Source organism: Allobosea sp. NPDC055353 (assembly GCF_053644975.1).
Map to the genome: position 1 here is coordinate 1,260,207 of NZ_JBSHMC010000001.1, position 14,149 is coordinate 1,274,355.

At 67.1% G+C, this 14,149-nt stretch carries 15 protein-coding genes; 6 read left to right on the plus strand and 9 right to left on the minus strand.

What is annotated here, in order from left to right; all coding sequences use genetic code 11:
* Positions 1-224: 224 nt before the first annotated feature.
* The 3 genes from ACWIEX_RS05760 to ACWIEX_RS05770 all read right to left on the minus strand — a co-directional run bounded on the left by ACWIEX_RS05760 (position 225) and on the right by ACWIEX_RS05770 (position 3,852).
* The gene (locus ACWIEX_RS05760) at positions 225-2,525 is read right to left on the minus strand and encodes an NADP-dependent malic enzyme (RefSeq protein ID WP_454032138.1); all 2,301 of its coding nucleotides are present in this window, start codon (positions 2,523-2,525) and stop codon (positions 225-227) included.
* A 213-nt stretch (positions 2,526-2,738) separates the two neighbouring features.
* Complete coding sequence (locus tag ACWIEX_RS05765; RefSeq protein ID WP_061964496.1) at positions 2,739-2,975, minus strand: Lrp/AsnC ligand binding domain-containing protein; 237 nt, start codon at positions 2,973-2,975, stop codon at positions 2,739-2,741.
* A gap of 52 nt (positions 2,976-3,027) precedes the next feature.
* Entirely contained in the window at positions 3,028-3,852 is an 825-nt protein-coding gene (locus ACWIEX_RS05770; RefSeq protein WP_454032139.1) for an alpha/beta hydrolase, read from the minus strand.
* A gap of 140 nt (positions 3,853-3,992) precedes the next feature.
* Between ACWIEX_RS05770 and ACWIEX_RS05775 the strand changes: the two genes are divergently transcribed.
* A complete protein-coding gene (locus ACWIEX_RS05775) occupies positions 3,993-4,991 on the plus strand; it encodes an asparaginase (RefSeq protein WP_454032140.1) in 999 nt (332 codons plus the stop codon).
* A 4-nt stretch (positions 4,992-4,995) separates the two neighbouring features.
* Here the strand turns inward: ACWIEX_RS05775 and ACWIEX_RS05780 are convergent, their stop codons facing one another.
* Both ACWIEX_RS05780 and meaB read right to left on the minus strand, forming a co-directional pair.
* Positions 4,996-6,366 (minus strand): TIGR03808 family TAT-translocated repetitive protein, encoded by a 1,371-nt coding sequence (locus ACWIEX_RS05780; RefSeq protein ID WP_454032141.1) that lies wholly within the window; start codon positions 6,364-6,366, stop codon positions 4,996-4,998.
* An 85-nt stretch (positions 6,367-6,451) separates the two neighbouring features.
* Positions 6,452-7,441, minus strand: coding sequence for a methylmalonyl Co-A mutase-associated GTPase MeaB (gene meaB / locus ACWIEX_RS05785; RefSeq protein WP_454033471.1), 990 nt, complete (start codon positions 7,439-7,441; stop codon positions 6,452-6,454).
* Between the two features lie 130 nt (positions 7,442-7,571).
* Between meaB and ACWIEX_RS05790 the strand changes: the two genes are divergently transcribed.
* From ACWIEX_RS05790 to ACWIEX_RS05805, 4 genes are all read left to right on the plus strand, one after another.
* Positions 7,572-8,723 carry an alpha/beta hydrolase gene (locus tag ACWIEX_RS05790; protein ID WP_454032142.1) on the plus strand — a complete coding sequence of 384 codons (1,152 nt, stop codon included), beginning with the start codon at positions 7,572-7,574 and terminating at the stop codon, positions 8,721-8,723.
* A gap of 134 nt (positions 8,724-8,857) precedes the next feature.
* Positions 8,858-9,862, plus strand: coding sequence for an alpha/beta hydrolase (locus ACWIEX_RS05795; protein WP_454032143.1), 1,005 nt, complete (start codon positions 8,858-8,860; stop codon positions 9,860-9,862).
* Positions 9,863-9,875: 13 nt separating this feature from the next.
* On the plus strand, positions 9,876-10,256 hold the full coding sequence (locus tag ACWIEX_RS05800; RefSeq protein ID WP_454032144.1) for a hypothetical protein: 381 nt from the start codon (positions 9,876-9,878) through the stop codon (positions 10,254-10,256).
* Positions 10,214-10,759 carry a hypothetical protein gene (locus tag ACWIEX_RS05805; protein ID WP_454032145.1) on the plus strand — a complete coding sequence of 182 codons (546 nt, stop codon included), beginning with the start codon at positions 10,214-10,216 and terminating at the stop codon, positions 10,757-10,759. Before ACWIEX_RS05800 ends, ACWIEX_RS05805 begins: the two co-directional genes overlap by 43 nt.
* Positions 10,760-10,765: 6 nt before the next feature.
* Here the strand turns inward: ACWIEX_RS05805 and ACWIEX_RS05810 are convergent, their stop codons facing one another.
* Positions 10,766-11,236, minus strand: a complete 471-nt coding sequence (locus ACWIEX_RS05810) for an Lrp/AsnC family transcriptional regulator (RefSeq protein WP_061964482.1) — start codon at positions 11,234-11,236, stop codon at positions 10,766-10,768.
* A gap of 133 nt (positions 11,237-11,369) precedes the next feature.
* On the opposite strand from ACWIEX_RS05810, the gene ACWIEX_RS05815 reads away from it, so the two are divergent.
* Positions 11,370-12,653 carry a cystathionine gamma-synthase family protein gene (locus ACWIEX_RS05815; protein ID WP_454032146.1) on the plus strand — a complete coding sequence of 428 codons (1,284 nt, stop codon included), beginning with the start codon at positions 11,370-11,372 and terminating at the stop codon, positions 12,651-12,653.
* A gap of 24 nt (positions 12,654-12,677) precedes the next feature.
* Here ACWIEX_RS05815 and ACWIEX_RS05820 read toward each other — a convergent pair whose 3' ends face one another.
* The 3 genes from ACWIEX_RS05820 to ACWIEX_RS05830 are packed head-to-tail and all read right to left on the minus strand — an operon-like array spanning position 12,678 to position 14,029.
* Positions 12,678-13,001, minus strand: coding sequence for a type II toxin-antitoxin system PemK/MazF family toxin (locus ACWIEX_RS05820; protein WP_454032147.1), 324 nt, complete (start codon positions 12,999-13,001; stop codon positions 12,678-12,680).
* Positions 12,998-13,219 (minus strand): antitoxin MazE family protein, encoded by a 222-nt coding sequence (locus ACWIEX_RS05825; RefSeq protein ID WP_454032148.1) that lies wholly within the window; start codon positions 13,217-13,219, stop codon positions 12,998-13,000. The genes ACWIEX_RS05820 and ACWIEX_RS05825 overlap by 4 nt, the downstream gene beginning before the upstream one ends.
* Positions 13,220-13,276: 57 nt before the next feature.
* Complete coding sequence (locus ACWIEX_RS05830) at positions 13,277-14,029, minus strand: DUF3750 domain-containing protein (RefSeq protein WP_454032149.1); 753 nt, start codon at positions 14,027-14,029, stop codon at positions 13,277-13,279.
* Between the last annotated feature and the right edge of the window lie 120 nt (positions 14,030-14,149).

Sequence of the window (14,149 nt, forward strand, 5' to 3'; positions counted from 1 at the left end):
TCAAGCCGGGCGTCGTTGCGAGCGATGCCCGACTTCAGGGGGAGTAGACCCTGTCGCGTTGAGTCTGCCAAGCGCGAAAACGACGGCGGGGCCGCGGTTTTCGCGGCCGAGCAGGTTCCGCAAAACTGTTTCGCGGTTTTGCGATAAGAACCTGCTCCAAACAAAAATCGAGGCAGGCTTGCTGATGCAAGCCTGCCTCGATTGTCAGGAGTTGGCCGGAGGCGTCAGCGGCTGGCCGCTTCGGCCGCGCTTTCCTGCGCCTCGACCACGGCGACGGCGGTCATGTTGACCACGCCGCGCGCCGTCACCGACCCCGTAAGGATATGTGCGGGCTTGGCCGTGCCGATCAGGATCGGCCCGACAGGCAGCGCATCGGCCATCACCTTGGCGAACTGGTAGGAGATGTTGGCCGCGTCGAGATTCGGGAAGATCAGGACGTTCGCCATCTCCTTCAGCGTCGAGGAGGGCAGGACGCGCTCGCGGATCAGCGGCACGAGGGCGGTATCGGCCTCCATCTCGCCGTCGCATTCGAGATGCGGCGCCCGCTCGCGGATCAGCTTCAGCGCCTTGCGCATCTTGAGCGAAGAGGGTGTGTCGGCCGCGCCGAAATCGGAATGCGAGAGCAGGGCGATCTTCGGATCGATGCCGAAGCGCTGGACATGGCTCGCTGCCAGCACGGTCATGTCGGCGATCTCCTCCGCCGTCGGATCGTGCTTCACATGGGTGTCCGACATGAAGAAGGCGCCCTTGTTGGTGATGATCAGGGTCATCGCCGCAAGGTCGCAGACGCCCGGCGCCATGCCGATGATGTCCTTGATATGCCGCAGGCGCGACATGAACCGGCCTTCGAGGCCCGAAATCATCGCATCGGCCTCGCCGCGGGCGACGGCGAGCGCCGCGATCACGGTATTGTTGGTGCGCACCAGCGAGCGGGCGGCCTCGGGCGTGATGCCGCGCCGGCCGGCGATGTCGAGATAGGTCTGGACATAGTCGCGATAACGCGGGTCGTCCTCGGGATTGACCACCTCGAAATCGACGCCGGGCTTGAGCGACAGACCGAAGCGCTGGATGCGCGTCTCGATCACGCTCGGGCGGCCGATCAGGATCGGAACGGCGAGCCCTTCCTCCAGCGCGACCTGGGCGGCGCGCAGCACGCGCTCGTCCTCGCCCTCGGCATAGATCACGCGCTTGGGGTCGGCCTTGGCCTTCTGGAACAGCGGCTTCATCAGGAAGCCGGAGCGGAAGACGAAGCGCGAGAGCTGCTCGCGATAGGCCTCGACATCGACCAGCGGCTTGCGGGCGACGCCGGTCACCATCGCGGCCTCGGCGACAGCCGGCGCGATGCGCATGATCAGGCGCGGATCGAACGGGTTCGGGATCAGCGAGTTCGCGCCGAAGGTCGAGGCCTCGCCACCATAGGCGCGGGCCGCGATGTCGGAGGTCGCCTCGCGGGCGAGCGAGGCGATGGCGCGCACCGCGGCGAGCTTCATCGCCTCGTTGATCGTCGTCGCCTGCACGTCGAGCGCGCCGCGGAAGATATAGGGGAAGCACAGGACGTTATTGACCTGGTTCGGATAGTCCGAGCGGCCGGTGCAGATCATCGCGTCCGGGCGCACCGCGAGCGCGTCTTCCGGCGTGATCTCGGGATTGGGGTTGGCGAGCGCCAGGATCAGCGGCTTCGGCCCCATCTGCTTGGCCATCTCGGGCTTCAGCACGCCGGCCGCGGAGAGGCCGAGGAAGACGTCGGCGCCGCCGATGACGTCGCTGAGCGTCCGGGCGTCGGTCTCCTGCGCATAGACCTCCTTCCAGCGGTCCATCAGCGTGTTGCGGCCCTTGTAGACCACGCCGTCGATATCGGTGAGCCAGATGTTCTGGCGCTGCGCGCCGAGCTCGACCAGCAGGTTGGTGCAGGCGAGCGCGGCGGCGCCGGCGCCGGACACGACGATCTTGACGTCGGCGATCTTCTTGCCCGCGAGGTCGAGCCCGTTCAGCACCGCGGCCGAGACGATGATCGCCGTGCCGTGCTGGTCGTCATGGAAGACGGGGATTTGCATCCTGGCCTTGAGCTGCTCCTCGATCTCGAAGCATTCCGGCCCCTTGATATCCTCGAGATTGATGCCGCCGAAGGTCGGCTCCAGCGCCGCGACGACCTCGACGAATTTCTCGATGTTCTTCTGCTCGACCTCGATATCGAAGCAGTCGATACCGGCGAATTTCTTAAAGAGGACGGCCTTGCCCTCCATCACCGGCTTGGAGGCGAGCGGGCCGATATCGCCGAGGCCGAGCACGGCGGTGCCGTTGGTGATGACGGCGACGAGGTTCTGGCGCGAGGTCAGCTCGGCGGCTTCGGAGGGATCGTCGACGATCGCCTCGCAGGCGGCGGCGACGCCGGGCGAATAGGCGAGCGCCAGGTCGCGCTGGTTGCCGAGCGGCTTGGTCGCCTGGATCTCGAGCTTACCCGGCCGAGGCTGGCGGTGATAGACGAGCGCGCCCGAGCGCAGATCCGTGGAGAGCGTGCTTTTCATGGCGCGATGGTCCCTGCAATCCGAAGGATGCTGGTCGCGCGAAAGCCCCCACGCCGTCAAGCCGTCGGCGCCGCCAGCAGTTTCGCCGGGGCGGAAAGGATGAAGCGGGCGCGAACTTGAATCAATTTGGCAAGATGCTGAGTCAGCATGCGAGAAACCGCACGCAAGCGCCGGAGACGATTCGATAAATCCCCAGCGCCGTCCGCGCGAAGTTCAGAACGCCTTGAAGGTGATGATCGTGTGGGTGTCGGCGATCTCGGGGATCGACTGCACCTTCTGCGCGACGAAATGGCCGATATCGACATCGGCCGCGACGTGGAACTTCGCCAGGATGTCGTAGTTGCCGGCGGTCGAATAGATCTCCGAGGCGATCTCGCGATCGGCCAGTTCGCTGGCGACCTCATAGGTCTTGCCGAGCCTGCATTTGATCTCGACGAAGAAGGTCTGCATCGCGCGCTCCGAAACTCTGTTGGGTCTGGATAGAATCTTCGATGCGATGAGATCAAGCGCCGGCGAGCGCGGCGATCCGTCGGGTCATCGCATTCTCCGGGTCGGTCAGCCCGGCGATAACGGTGAAATGGTTGGCTCCGGGGATTTCCTCGTAGCGCGTCGCCACGCCTTCCAGCCCCCAGACATCGACGAGGCGGCGGCTCTGCTTGTGATACTCGTCGCTCTCCGCTCCGCCGACCACGGCATCCATCGTCAGCCGCGACGGCGCCGGCCAGAACAGGGGGCTTTCCAGTTCCGCGGCAGCCAGGTCAAGATTCAGCGCCTTGTTGATGCTGGTCTCAGTCAGGGGCTTCAGGTTGTAGAGGCCGGAGATGCCATAGGCTGCCGGCACGAGCTGGTCTGGCAGATCCGGGTCGACATTCTTCCAGTCGGTGGCGAGCGTACAGGCGCTGAGATGGCCGCCGGCGGAATGCCCTGTCGCGACGACCGGGAGGCCGAAACGCCGCCACAGCGCCGCTGCCGCCTGCTGCAATTCCCAGACGATATGGCCGAGATGGACCTGCGGGCAGAGATCGTAGCCGACGACCGCGACCGGCAGGCCGAGCCGGTTCAACCCGCGCGCCATATGCGAGAAATAGCTGCGGTCCAGCGCCTGCCAGTAGCCGCCATGGATGAACATCACCAGCGCGTTGCCGCGGATCGCATCGGGCTTGAACAGGTCGTAGGCCTGGCGCTCGCCCTCGCCATAAGAGATGTCCAGTTCGCAGAAGGCCTCTGACCGGTACGCGGCGGCGTCCGTCTGCCAGCCGGCGATGATGCCGGGATGTTCCGGCACGCGGGCGCGGTTGTTGTATTCGGTCTCGTAGTCCGGCGACATCTGTCTTCCATCGCTGAAGGGCGTGGCTTGGCTGGGCCGCACCGTGGCAGCCCGGCGCCCTTCGCGCCAGCGCTTTTGACAGGACCCCGCTCCGGCGCCAAAAGGCGGCAAGCCCGTCGCAAAGGGCAATGGAGGTCGCCATGGAAAACCCTGTTCTCGCCGAGGTCACGCGCGGCAATGTCGTCGAATCGCGTCATCGCGGCGCGGCGATCGTCGTCGATGCCGATGGCGGCGTGGTTTTCTCGGCGGGCGATGTCGAGCGCCCGGTGTTTCCGCGTTCCGCCGTCAAGGCGATCCAGGGCCTGCCGCTGATCGAGAGCGGTGCCGCCGACCGCTACGGGCTGACGGAGGCCGAGATCGCGCTCGCCGTCTCCTCGCATTCCGGCGAGCCGCTGCATGCGCAGACTTCGCTGGCGATGCTGAAAAAGGCCGGCCGCGACGCCGGCTGCCTCGAATGCGGCGCGCATTGGCCGTCGAACGAGCTCGCCGCTCGCGCCCTGGCGAAATCCGGCGCCGAGCCGAGCGCCCTGAACAACAACTGTTCCGGCAAGCATGCCGGCTTCGTCTGCCTGTCCTGCAACATGGATGAGGACCCCACTGGCTATGTGAAGGCGAGCCATCCCGTGCAGCAGGCCGTGCGCGGCGCTCTGGAAGCCGTGACCGGCGCCGTCCATAGCGCCGATCGGATGGGAACCGACGGCTGCTCGATCCCGTCCTACGCCGTGCCGCTTTCGGCGCTGGCGCTGGGCTTCGCCCGGCTCGGCACCGGCCGCGGCTTCGGGCCGGAGCGGGCAAAGGCGGCGGCGCGCATCCGGGCCGCGGCGGCGGCGCATCCCTTCATGGTCGCCGGCACCGGCCGCTACGACACGCGATTGATGGACCTGCTCGGCGCGCGTGCCTTCACCAAGACCGGGGCCGAGGGCGTCTATTGCGCCGCCCTGCCGGAACTCGGCTACGGCATCGCCCTGAAATGCGATGACGGGGCCGGCCGTGCCGCCGAGATCGCGCTCGGGGCTCTGATCGCGCGCTTCCTGCCGATGGACGATGCGACGCAGGCCGCCTTCGCGCCGCTGCGCGAGACCGTGCTGAAGAACTGGAACGGCATCGAGGTCGGCCGGATTCGCGCGCCCGCAGCCTGAGGCCTCAACGCACCGCGTTATTCGCGACCACGACCCCCGAGGCCCTCGCGTCCGGAGCCTTCGTCAGGTCGCCGGTGACAGGCTTGCCGTATTCGGTGCCGATCACGGCACCGTCGCGAGCCTCGGAAATGACGTTGTTGGCGATCAGCGCGTTGCGTTCCTTGGGCACCAGCGAGACCGAGATGCCGATCCCGGTCTTGCGGATGACGTTGCCGGTGGCGGCGAGATTGCGCATGCCCCATGACCAGCCGAGCGCGATGCCGATATCGCTGGCATCCTCGATGACATTGCCGGTCACCGTCGCTTCCGCCTCGACATGGATGCCGTAGCCTCCGGTCGGCTCCTTGCTGTAGGGCACGGCCTTGCGCGTCGCCTTGCGAATGATGTTGTTGGCGCAGACCGCCATGCGCCCGCCCTGGTCGAGATTGGTCATTGAGGCGCCCGACGCGCAGTCCTCGACATGGTTGTTGGCGATGATCGCGCCCTCGAAGGCGAATTCGCTGTAGAGCGCGACCTCGCCGCAGCGCCGCCCCTGGTTGCCGAGGATCTGGACGCCGGAGCCGGAATTGTTGCGGATGAAGCTCAGCGCGCAGTCGCGCAGCTGGTTGCCCTCGATGATGACGCCCCCGGCACGGAAGACGCTGATGCCGTTGCCGTTCTGGCCGCTGCCGCCGCCATCGGTGCGGATGCGCATCACATGGTTGCCGCGGACGATCGAGCTGTCGTCGCCCGGCTGGCTGCGCCAGATCTGGATGCCGTTATTGCCGCAATCCTCGACCCGGTTCTGCTCGACCGTGAGGCCCTTCGAATCGATCGCGAACAGCGCCGCGTCCCGCATGTCGCGGAACCGGCTCGCGGTGACACGCCCGCCGCAGCGGTCAAGCGTCAGGCCGACCGAGCCGGCCTTGGCAAAGGCGCAGCCGGAAACGGTGATCTCGCCGACATTCTCGGCCATGAGCAACCCGCTTCGCTGGGCGGCGGGGATGTCGAGCCCGTCGAAGCTCACGCCGGTGAGCGCGGCCCGCCCGATATTGCGGGCGATCAGGAGGGGCTGGCCACTGGCCGTGATGAGATACGTCTCGCCGGGCACGCCGACGATCCGGGCGTTCTCGGGCAGGGCGACGCCGCCGATCCGGTAGCGGCCGGGCGGCAGGAGGAGCGGCGCGCCGCGCGCGGCAGCTTGCTTGAGGGCAGCTTGGAGTTGCCGCGACTGGTCCTCGGCGGCGCCTGGTCGTAAGCCGAGCTGGCCGGCATCTAGCCCGAGATGGCCGAGCGGGCCGGTCGTCGCACCGCGCGATTGGGCATGGGCCGGAAGAGCGACCGAGGCCGTGCCGAAAAGGCCCATCGCCAGCACGTTGCGTCGGGACAGCACCATGAAAGCTCCTGTTCGGCCGGCGCGGATCAAGCTCTATGCCAGCTTCACCTGTGCCGATCTGGCACCGAGGCTCGCCGCGCCGGAGTCACAGCCCCAGCGCCCGCGCGATCTCGTCGGCGGCGGATGTCGGGGGGAGCTTTCCGGCGGCGACGGCCGCCTCCAGCTCCGGCGTGCGAGCTTTCAGGGCAGGGTCGTGCCGCAGCCGGGCCTGCAATCGATCCTGCACCATCGCCCACATCCATTTCACATCCTGCTTGCGGCGCTTCTCGGCGATCAGGCCCTTGGCCTCGAAGCGGGTGCGATGCTCCTCGATCCTGGCCCAGAGCTTGTCGAGGCCGAGCCCCGTCAGCCCCGAGATCGTCACGACCGGCGTGCTCCACAGGGGCGAGGCGGGGGCGAGGATATGGAGCGCGGCCTTGTATTGTGCGGCGGCTGCGCGCGCGGCCATGGCGCCGTCGCCATCGGCCTTGTTGACCGCGATCATGTCGGCGAGCTCGATGATGCCCTTCTTGATGCCTTGCAATTCGTCGCCGGCATTGGGCAGCATCAGCACGAGGAAGAAGTCTGTGAGGTCGGCGACCGCGGTCTCCGACTGGCCGACACCGACCGTCTCGACCAGGATCACGTCGAAGCCGGCGGCCTCGCAGAGCAGCATGGTCTCGCGCGTCTTGGCCGCGACCCCGCCGAGCGTGCCCGAGGAGGGGGAGGGGCGGATATAGGCGCTCGGATCGACTGCGAGCCGGGCCATTCGCGTCTTGTCGCCGAGAATCGAGCCGCCGGTCCGGGAAGACGAGGGATCGACGGCGAGCACGGCAACCTTATGGCCCGCCGCGGTCAGGTGGCTGCCGAGCGCGTCGATCGTGGTCGACTTGCCGACGCCGGGCACGCCGGTGATGCCGACCCGGATCGCCCGGCCGGTATGCGGGAGCAACTGCTGGATCAGGGTCTGTGCCTGCTCGCGATGGTCGGCGCGGCGCGATTCCGCCAGCGTGATCGCGCGGGCCAGCGCAGCGCGCTCGCCGGCGAGAATGGCATCGCGCAGGGTGTCGGATGGGGAGCTGCTGCTGTCGACCATGGCGCCAGTTAGCAAGCTGCCGGCGCGGGCGACAAGGCGTCCTTGCACCACTTGCTTCATCACTGTGTCATGTGCGCCTCTTGTGAATCCGCCGCGGCGATGAGACGACTTGGCGATGATGTGCGTGGCGATGCGGCTTCGTGGTTTCCTGTTGGCCCTGTTTTTGCCGCTGGCGCTCGTGGCCTGCGGCACGCCGCGCGTGCTTGAGCTGAGCCAGGCGCCGAAGGGCGATGTCGCCGGGACCGTTCAGATCTACGTCGCGACGACGCGCGAGGCCTCGGCGCAGCCGGTCTATTTCAGCGGCGAACGCGGGCCGAAACTCTCCTTCGCCCGGCTCGACATCACCGTGCCGCGCAGCCACAAGTCCGGCAATCTGGAATTGCCCGATTCGGGGCCGGGCGACCCTGCCAAGCATTTCGCCGCGACCTATATCCAGAAGCTCGACCTCGCGCCGGTCGTTGCCGATGTGCGCAAGGAACTGCAGCGGCGGCCAGCCTCCCAGCGCGATGTGCTGGTCTTCGTCCACGGCTACAACACGAATTTCGCCGATGCGGCCTATCGCTTCGCCCAGATCGTCTATGATTCCGGCTTCAAGGGTGTGCCGGTGCTGTTCACCTGGCCCTCGCGCGGCCAACTGCTGGCCTATCCCTATGATCGCGAAAGCGCCTTCTACTCGCGCGATTTCCTGGAGATGAACCTGCGGGCCATCGCCCGTGACCTCGGCGCTTCGCGCATGGACATCCTCGCCCATTCGATGGGCACGCTGCTGACGCTGGAGACGTTGCGCCAGGCCGCGATCCGTGGCGACGGCAGCTTCGGAGGCAGGCTGCGCGATGTCATGCTGGCAGCGCCCGACGTCGACCTCGACGTCTTCAAGACGCAGATGCGCGAAATCCGGCGGCCGGTGACGGTCTTCGTTTCGGCCGATGACCGGGCGCTCGATTTCTCCCGGCGCTTCGCCGGCGACAAGAAGCGGCTGGGCGCGGTGTCGAGCAAGGATACCGAGACGATCGCCGAGCTGGAAAAGCTTGGCGTGCGGCTGATCGATCTCTCCGAGGTCTCCTCCGCCGACAGCCTGAACCATGCGAAATTCGCATCCTCGCCGAAGGTCGTGCAGATGATCGGCCAGCGGCTGCAGCAGGACAGGGGCATTGGCTTCGCCGGGCCGCGATTCGGCGACAGGCTCGGCGATGTCGCCGGCGGCGTCGTGGGCACGGTCGGCTCGACCGTCGGGCTGGTCGTCACCGCGCCGATTCAGATCATTTCCGGCGCGACGCACTGATGTCGCCTTCGCGCAACGCGGGTGCTGCTTCGTGCAGGCGGCAGCGCTCTTGCCCCATTCTGGCCGCGTTGGCCTGCCTTTAGAGGTGCGGCTGCCAGTTCGGCCCCTCAAATTCTGACCGGATGCCTTTCCCCATGCCCGTTACAAGGCGCGCCTTTTCATGCCGTTCGCTGGCGCTCGCCGCGTTCCTCCCGCTCGGGCTTGCCGCCTGCGCGCAGAGCGAGGCGAGCGTGTCGCCCTTCTCCGAGCCGGAGCGCGCCGATACCTCGGCGCTCGGCAAGGATCCGCGGCTGCTCGTCATGACGACGCGCCGCTCGACCGGCAACGCGACGCCTTATTTCAATACTGATCGTGGCCCGCTGACCTTCGCCGAAGCGCAGCTGTCGCCGCCCGGGCGCGGCATCGCGGGGCGTGTCTCCTCGGCGGTGAGCGGCGACTGGGCCGTGCTCGGCATTTCGCATGAAACGACGGCGGACGCGACGCGGGCACTCTCGGACGCCGTGAACGGGCGCGATGTGCTGCTTTACATCCATGGCTTCAACGAGAGCTTCGAGACGGCCGCCCGCAGCGCCGGCCAGTTGTCCCATTCGCTGGAGTTCCAGGGTCGCACGGTGCTGTTCACCTGGCCCTCCGGCGGCAAGCTCTTCGACTATGCCTATGACCGGGAGAGCGCGCTCTGGTCGCGGGACGGTTTCGTCCAGTCGCTGCAGGCGCTTGTCGCCAACCCGACCGTCGGCCGCATCCACATTGTCGCCCACTCCATGGGAACCTTCCTGACGCTGGAGGGCTTGCGCGAGCTGCGTGATTCCCGGGAAATCTACGCCCGGATCGGCTCGGTCGTGCTGGCCTCGCCCGATGTCGATATCGACGCCTTCGAGCAGACAGTGAAGAAGATCGGCCCGTTGGCGCAGCGCATGACCGTGATCATCGATCCCGGCGACCGCGCGCTGGCCGTCTCGGCCCGCATCGCCGGCGGCGTCGCGCGGGCCGGTGCGGCGGACCGCTCGCGGCTGGAAGCCTTGGGCGTCCGGGTCGCGGACACCTCCGGCCGGGGCTGGAGCATGCTGCGTCACGATCTCTTCCTGTCCAACAGCGAGGTCACCCAGGTCGTGCGCCGGGCGATGGATCGCGGCGGCTAGGGGAGCGCGCATCATGAGGCGGTTGGGCTGGGGACTGACGGCTGTCGCGCTGGGACTCAGCTTCGGCCTCTCCTCCGCCTTTGCCGAGACGCCGCCGCTCTTCGCCGGGACCGGGTCGGCCGAAAGCAGCTACGCCGATCCGCTGCCGGCCACCGTCGCGGTATCGAGCTATGTACCGCCGGCCTGCGCCGCCAAGCCCTGCCCGCTGCTGATTGCGATCCACGGCATGGGCCGCAATGCGAGAGGCGCCCGCGACGCCTGGAAGGTTGCTGCGACCGAGGCGGTTTCCTCGTTCTCGCCCCACGCTTCGACAAGGACCAGTTTCCGAGCCGCCGCTTCCAGCAGGGCGGGGTGCGCGGCGAGCCGGACAAGACCAGATGGACTTTCGGGCTGATTGAAAGGCTGTTCGACGCCGCTCGCGCCAGCGGCCGCGTTGCCGGCGACAGCTATACGATCTTCGGCCATTCCGCCGGTGCCCAGTTCGTGCACCGCATGGTCATGCTGATGCCGGACGCCAGGATTGCGACGGCGGCCGCGGCCAATGCCGGCTACTACACGCTGCCTGCGCGGGCAGGCGAGCGGGCCTATCCTTATTCGCTCAAGGGCACGCCGGCTGTGGACGCCACACTCGCAGCCGCGCTGTCCAAGCCGATGCTGGTGATGCTCGGAGACCGCGACACCGATCCCGGCCATCCCCAGCTCAACAGATCCCGCGGCGCCGAGGAGCAGGGGCCGACCCGCTTCGCGCGCGGAGAGCACTTCATGGCCGCGGCCCGCGACGAAGCGCGCCGCCTCGGAGTGACGCTTCGTTGGCGCGAGGTCGTCGTGCCAGACGTGGCACATCAGCAGAGCGGCATGGCCAAGGCTGCCGCAGCCGAGCTGTTCGGCGCTCGCTGAGACCCTTCAGACCGGCGGCAGGCCGGAGCGCTTCTTGATCGTCGCCAGCGCGAAATTGGATTCGACCGACTGGATGCATTTCAATCGCGTCGCCTTCTGCTTCAGGAAGCGCTCGTAGCCCTCGATTCCGTCGGTGACGACGCGCAGCAGGTAATCCTGCGAGCCGGTCATGAGATAGCATTCGGCGACCTCGCTCCAGCTTTCGACCGCCTTCTCGAACTCGGATATCTGCTCCTGGTTCTGCTGTGTCAGCCTCACCGAGACGAAGACGCTGAAGGGCAGGCCATAGGCCTTCGGGTCGACCACGGCCGTATAGCCCTGGATGACGCCGGTCTCCTCGAGCCGCTTCAGCCGCCTGAGGCACGGTGTCGGCGACAGTCCGACCCGCTGCGACAGGTCCTGGTTGGTGATGCGCCCGTCCTCGCGCAGCACGGCGAGAATCCGGCGGTCGATGCTATCGAGCACGATATGCTCCATCCCTGTCAAAATTGAGCAGAAAGCTGCTCGGGGGACATTAGGATGATGCTGATCGGCCAAGCAATGGCGCGCTGATGGGAATAATCTGGTGCGAGAAACCGGCCTGCGTCGCAGGACCGCAAGGGAGACGGCCATGAGCGAAGACAACTACCACAAGGACCGGATCGCCAACCGCAAGCTCCATCCCGAGACGCTGATGATGGGCTTCGGCTATTCGCCGGCTATGTCGGAAGGCTCGCTGAAGCCGCCGGTCTTCCTGACCTCGACCTTCGTTTTCGAGAACGCCCAGCAGGGCAAGGACTTCTTCGACTTCACCTCCGGCCGGCGCCAGCCCAAGCCCGGCGAGAAGCCCGGCTTGGTTTATTCGCGCTTCAACCACCCAAACATGGAGATCCTCGAGGATCGTCTGGCGATCTGGGACGAGGCCGAGAAATGCGCCGTCTTCGCCTCGGGCATGGCCGCGATCGCGACGACCTGTTTCGCCTTCCTGCGCCCGGGCGACACGATCCTGCATTCCCGTCCGCTCTATGGCGGCACCGAGACGCTGCTGAAGAACCAGATGGGCGCCTTCGGCGTCACGCCCTTCGGCTTCACCGATGGGCTCGACATCGCGCAGATGCGTCAGGTCGCGAAGGAAGCGGCTGCCAAGGGCCGCGTTGCGATGATCCTGGTCGAGACGCCCGCCAACCCGACCAACGGCCTCGTCGATCTCGCCGCCTGCAAGATGATCGCCGACGAGCTGGAGACGTCGCAGGGCCACCGCCCGCCCGTCGTCGTCGACAACACCATGCTCGGCCCGAAATACCAGAAGCCGCTGCAGCAGGGCGCCGACCTGTCACTGCTCTCGCTGACCAAATATGTCGGCGGCCATTCCGACCTCGTCGGTGGCTCGATCAGCGGCTCCGAGGCGCTGGTGCGGCAGGTCAAGGCCTGGCGTGGCTCGCTCGGCACCCAGGCCGATCCGAATTCCTGCTGGATGCTGATGCGCTCGCTGGAGACGCTCGATATCCGCATGAGCCGCGCCAACGAGAACGCCAAGCTGGTCGCGGAATACCTGGAAAGCCACCCCAAGGTCGCCAGGGTCCACTATCTCGGCAACCTTGGGGACGGCGACCCGCGCAAGGCCGTCTTCGACCGCCAGTGCACGGCGGCGGGCTCGACCTTCGCCTTCGACGTCAAGGGCGGCGAGAAGGAGGCTTTCGCGTTGCTCGACAACCTCCAGATCATGAAGCTCGCGGTCAGCCTCGGCGGCACCGAGACCCTGGTCTCGCACCCGGCGGCGATGACACATTCCGGCGTCGCCCGCGAATTGCGCGAGGAGATCGGCCTGACCGATGCGCTGATCCGCATCTCGGTCGGCATCGAGAATATCGAGGACCTGATCTCGGATCTGGCGCAGGCCTTCGAGGCGGTTTGAGATAGAGCGGTCGCTGCGCCTGCCTCAGCCAAGGCCGAGGAACAGCGCCAGCGACCGGTTTACCGTGATCATCATCTCGGGATCGAGGCGGCCGAAAGCCGGGCCGATCCGGTCCCGGCGCACCGTCATCGCCTTGTCGACCATGATCTGGGAGGCAAGGCGTAATCCGTTCGTCGCGTCGGGCTCGACCGTCAGCCGGATCAATGGCGCATCGACGAGATCGCTGGAGATGAGCAGCAAGGTTACCGTCGCCGTCAATGCGAACGGGTCTGCCTGAACGATCAGGGCAGGGCGCGGTTTGCCGAAATCCCCTGCGATCGCAACGGTGACGAGGTCGCCGCGCTTCATTCGGCGGCGTCGTCCAGATCGTCCAGCGCTGCGTCGAGGAACGCGTCCAGTTCCCGATCGGCGCTGTCGCTGACGGCGACGAGCCGCGCTTGACGGCGGCATTCCTCGCTGAACCCTGGACGTCGCGTATCGGGAACCCAGATCTGAATTGGCCGCAGGCCTGCCGCCCGCAAGGCATCGCGGCGCTTCTGGACGCGTCTGGCAATGGAATTCGCCATGTGGATAACTCCGACAAGCGTTACATGTAACGCTTGCTCGCCGGCTCTGCAAGCCTGTCAGACATTGCGTTCCTGAACCCCGACCCGTCCCCAGCCCGGCAGCTTCAGCGCCGGGCTCCGCAGGTCGAACCCGGCGACGAGGCCGAGCAGGTTGATCTCGATGCCCTCGACCCAGCCGACCGTCACGCCGGCAAGCCCGTAAAGCGAGGCCTGGATGCCGGTGCGGCTGGCGGTCAGCCCGGCGAAGAGGCCTTCGGCCCGCCAGTCCTTGCCGAGCGCTGTCGGCGGCAGCGCCTGATGGAGCTCGGGCACCTCGGCCAGGACATGCTGGACGAAGCTGTTCGAGTTCGGGCCCGGCCAGGCGAGATAGCTGCCGGGGCTGGAATAGGCGTAATCCGCCACGGCTGCCCTTATGCGCGGGATCAGGCGCTCCGCTGTCTCACCCCGGATTTCGACGACGGATTCCGGCATGTTGCCGAACCAGCGGCCATCGGCCTCGCGATGGTTGACCCTGAGCGGCGCGCCCCAGCCGACGACGTCGAAGCGGGTGTAGGCGCTGGCGCCGCGTTCCTTCACCACGATCCAGGAATGATGGGCGAAGATGCCGCGCCAGCGGCCGACGCGGGCGGCGAAGACATGCACGGTCGCTTCGGGCTCGGCGGAAGCCGCCGGCAGCAGCTTCGCGCTGGTCCAGTCGGCGCGCCGCCAGTCGGGCGCATGCGTTTGCCAGTACCACCAGCCCGCATGGCTCGCGAGCGGCAGCAGGAAGGCGATTGCGAAGAACAGCAGGAAGCGACGGAACAGGCGCATGCGGTACGGTATGTGCATGGCGGCGCGAGCCGGCAAGAACCCGCAACATCACGCTTGCGTCAGGCGCTCCTTGCCTGTGCGCGGGCGTTCCGTCGCGCCCTATGGCGGTTGATGCCGGGG

What these genes read in the sequence shown, in the direction of transcription:
- ACWIEX_RS05760 (WP_454032138.1), bottom strand. Translation starts at nt 2,525, where the DNA reads ATGAAAAGCACGCTCTCCACGGATCTGCGCTCGGGCGCGCTCGTCTAT.
- ACWIEX_RS05765 (WP_061964496.1), bottom strand. Translation starts at nt 2,975, where the DNA reads ATGCAGACCTTCTTCGTCGAGATCAAATGCAGGCTCGGCAAGACCTAT.
- ACWIEX_RS05825 (WP_454032148.1), bottom strand. Translation starts at nt 13,219, where the DNA reads ATGGCGAATTCCATTGCCAGACGCGTCCAGAAGCGCCGCGATGCCTTG.
- ACWIEX_RS05815 (WP_454032146.1), top strand. Translation starts at nt 11,370, where the DNA reads ATGAGCGAAGACAACTACCACAAGGACCGGATCGCCAACCGCAAGCTC.
- ACWIEX_RS05810 (WP_061964482.1), bottom strand. Translation starts at nt 11,236, where the DNA reads ATGGAGCATATCGTGCTCGATAGCATCGACCGCCGGATTCTCGCCGTG.
- ACWIEX_RS05775 (WP_454032140.1), top strand. Translation starts at nt 3,993, where the DNA reads ATGGAAAACCCTGTTCTCGCCGAGGTCACGCGCGGCAATGTCGTCGAA.
- meaB (WP_454033471.1), bottom strand. Translation starts at nt 7,441, where the DNA reads ATGGTCGACAGCAGCAGCTCCCCATCCGACACCCTGCGCGATGCCATT.
- ACWIEX_RS05830 (WP_454032149.1), bottom strand. Translation starts at nt 14,029, where the DNA reads ATGCGCCTGTTCCGTCGCTTCCTGCTGTTCTTCGCAATCGCCTTCCTG.
- ACWIEX_RS05800 (WP_454032144.1), top strand. Translation starts at nt 9,876, where the DNA reads ATGAGGCGGTTGGGCTGGGGACTGACGGCTGTCGCGCTGGGACTCAGC.
- ACWIEX_RS05780 (WP_454032141.1), bottom strand. Translation starts at nt 6,366, where the DNA reads ATGGTGCTGTCCCGACGCAACGTGCTGGCGATGGGCCTTTTCGGCACG.
- ACWIEX_RS05790 (WP_454032142.1), top strand. Translation starts at nt 7,572, where the DNA reads ATGCGGCTTCGTGGTTTCCTGTTGGCCCTGTTTTTGCCGCTGGCGCTC.
- ACWIEX_RS05820 (WP_454032147.1), bottom strand. Translation starts at nt 13,001, where the DNA reads ATGAAGCGCGGCGACCTCGTCACCGTTGCGATCGCAGGGGATTTCGGC.
- ACWIEX_RS05795 (WP_454032143.1), top strand. Translation starts at nt 8,858, where the DNA reads ATGCCCGTTACAAGGCGCGCCTTTTCATGCCGTTCGCTGGCGCTCGCC.
- ACWIEX_RS05770 (WP_454032139.1), bottom strand. Translation starts at nt 3,852, where the DNA reads ATGTCGCCGGACTACGAGACCGAATACAACAACCGCGCCCGCGTGCCG.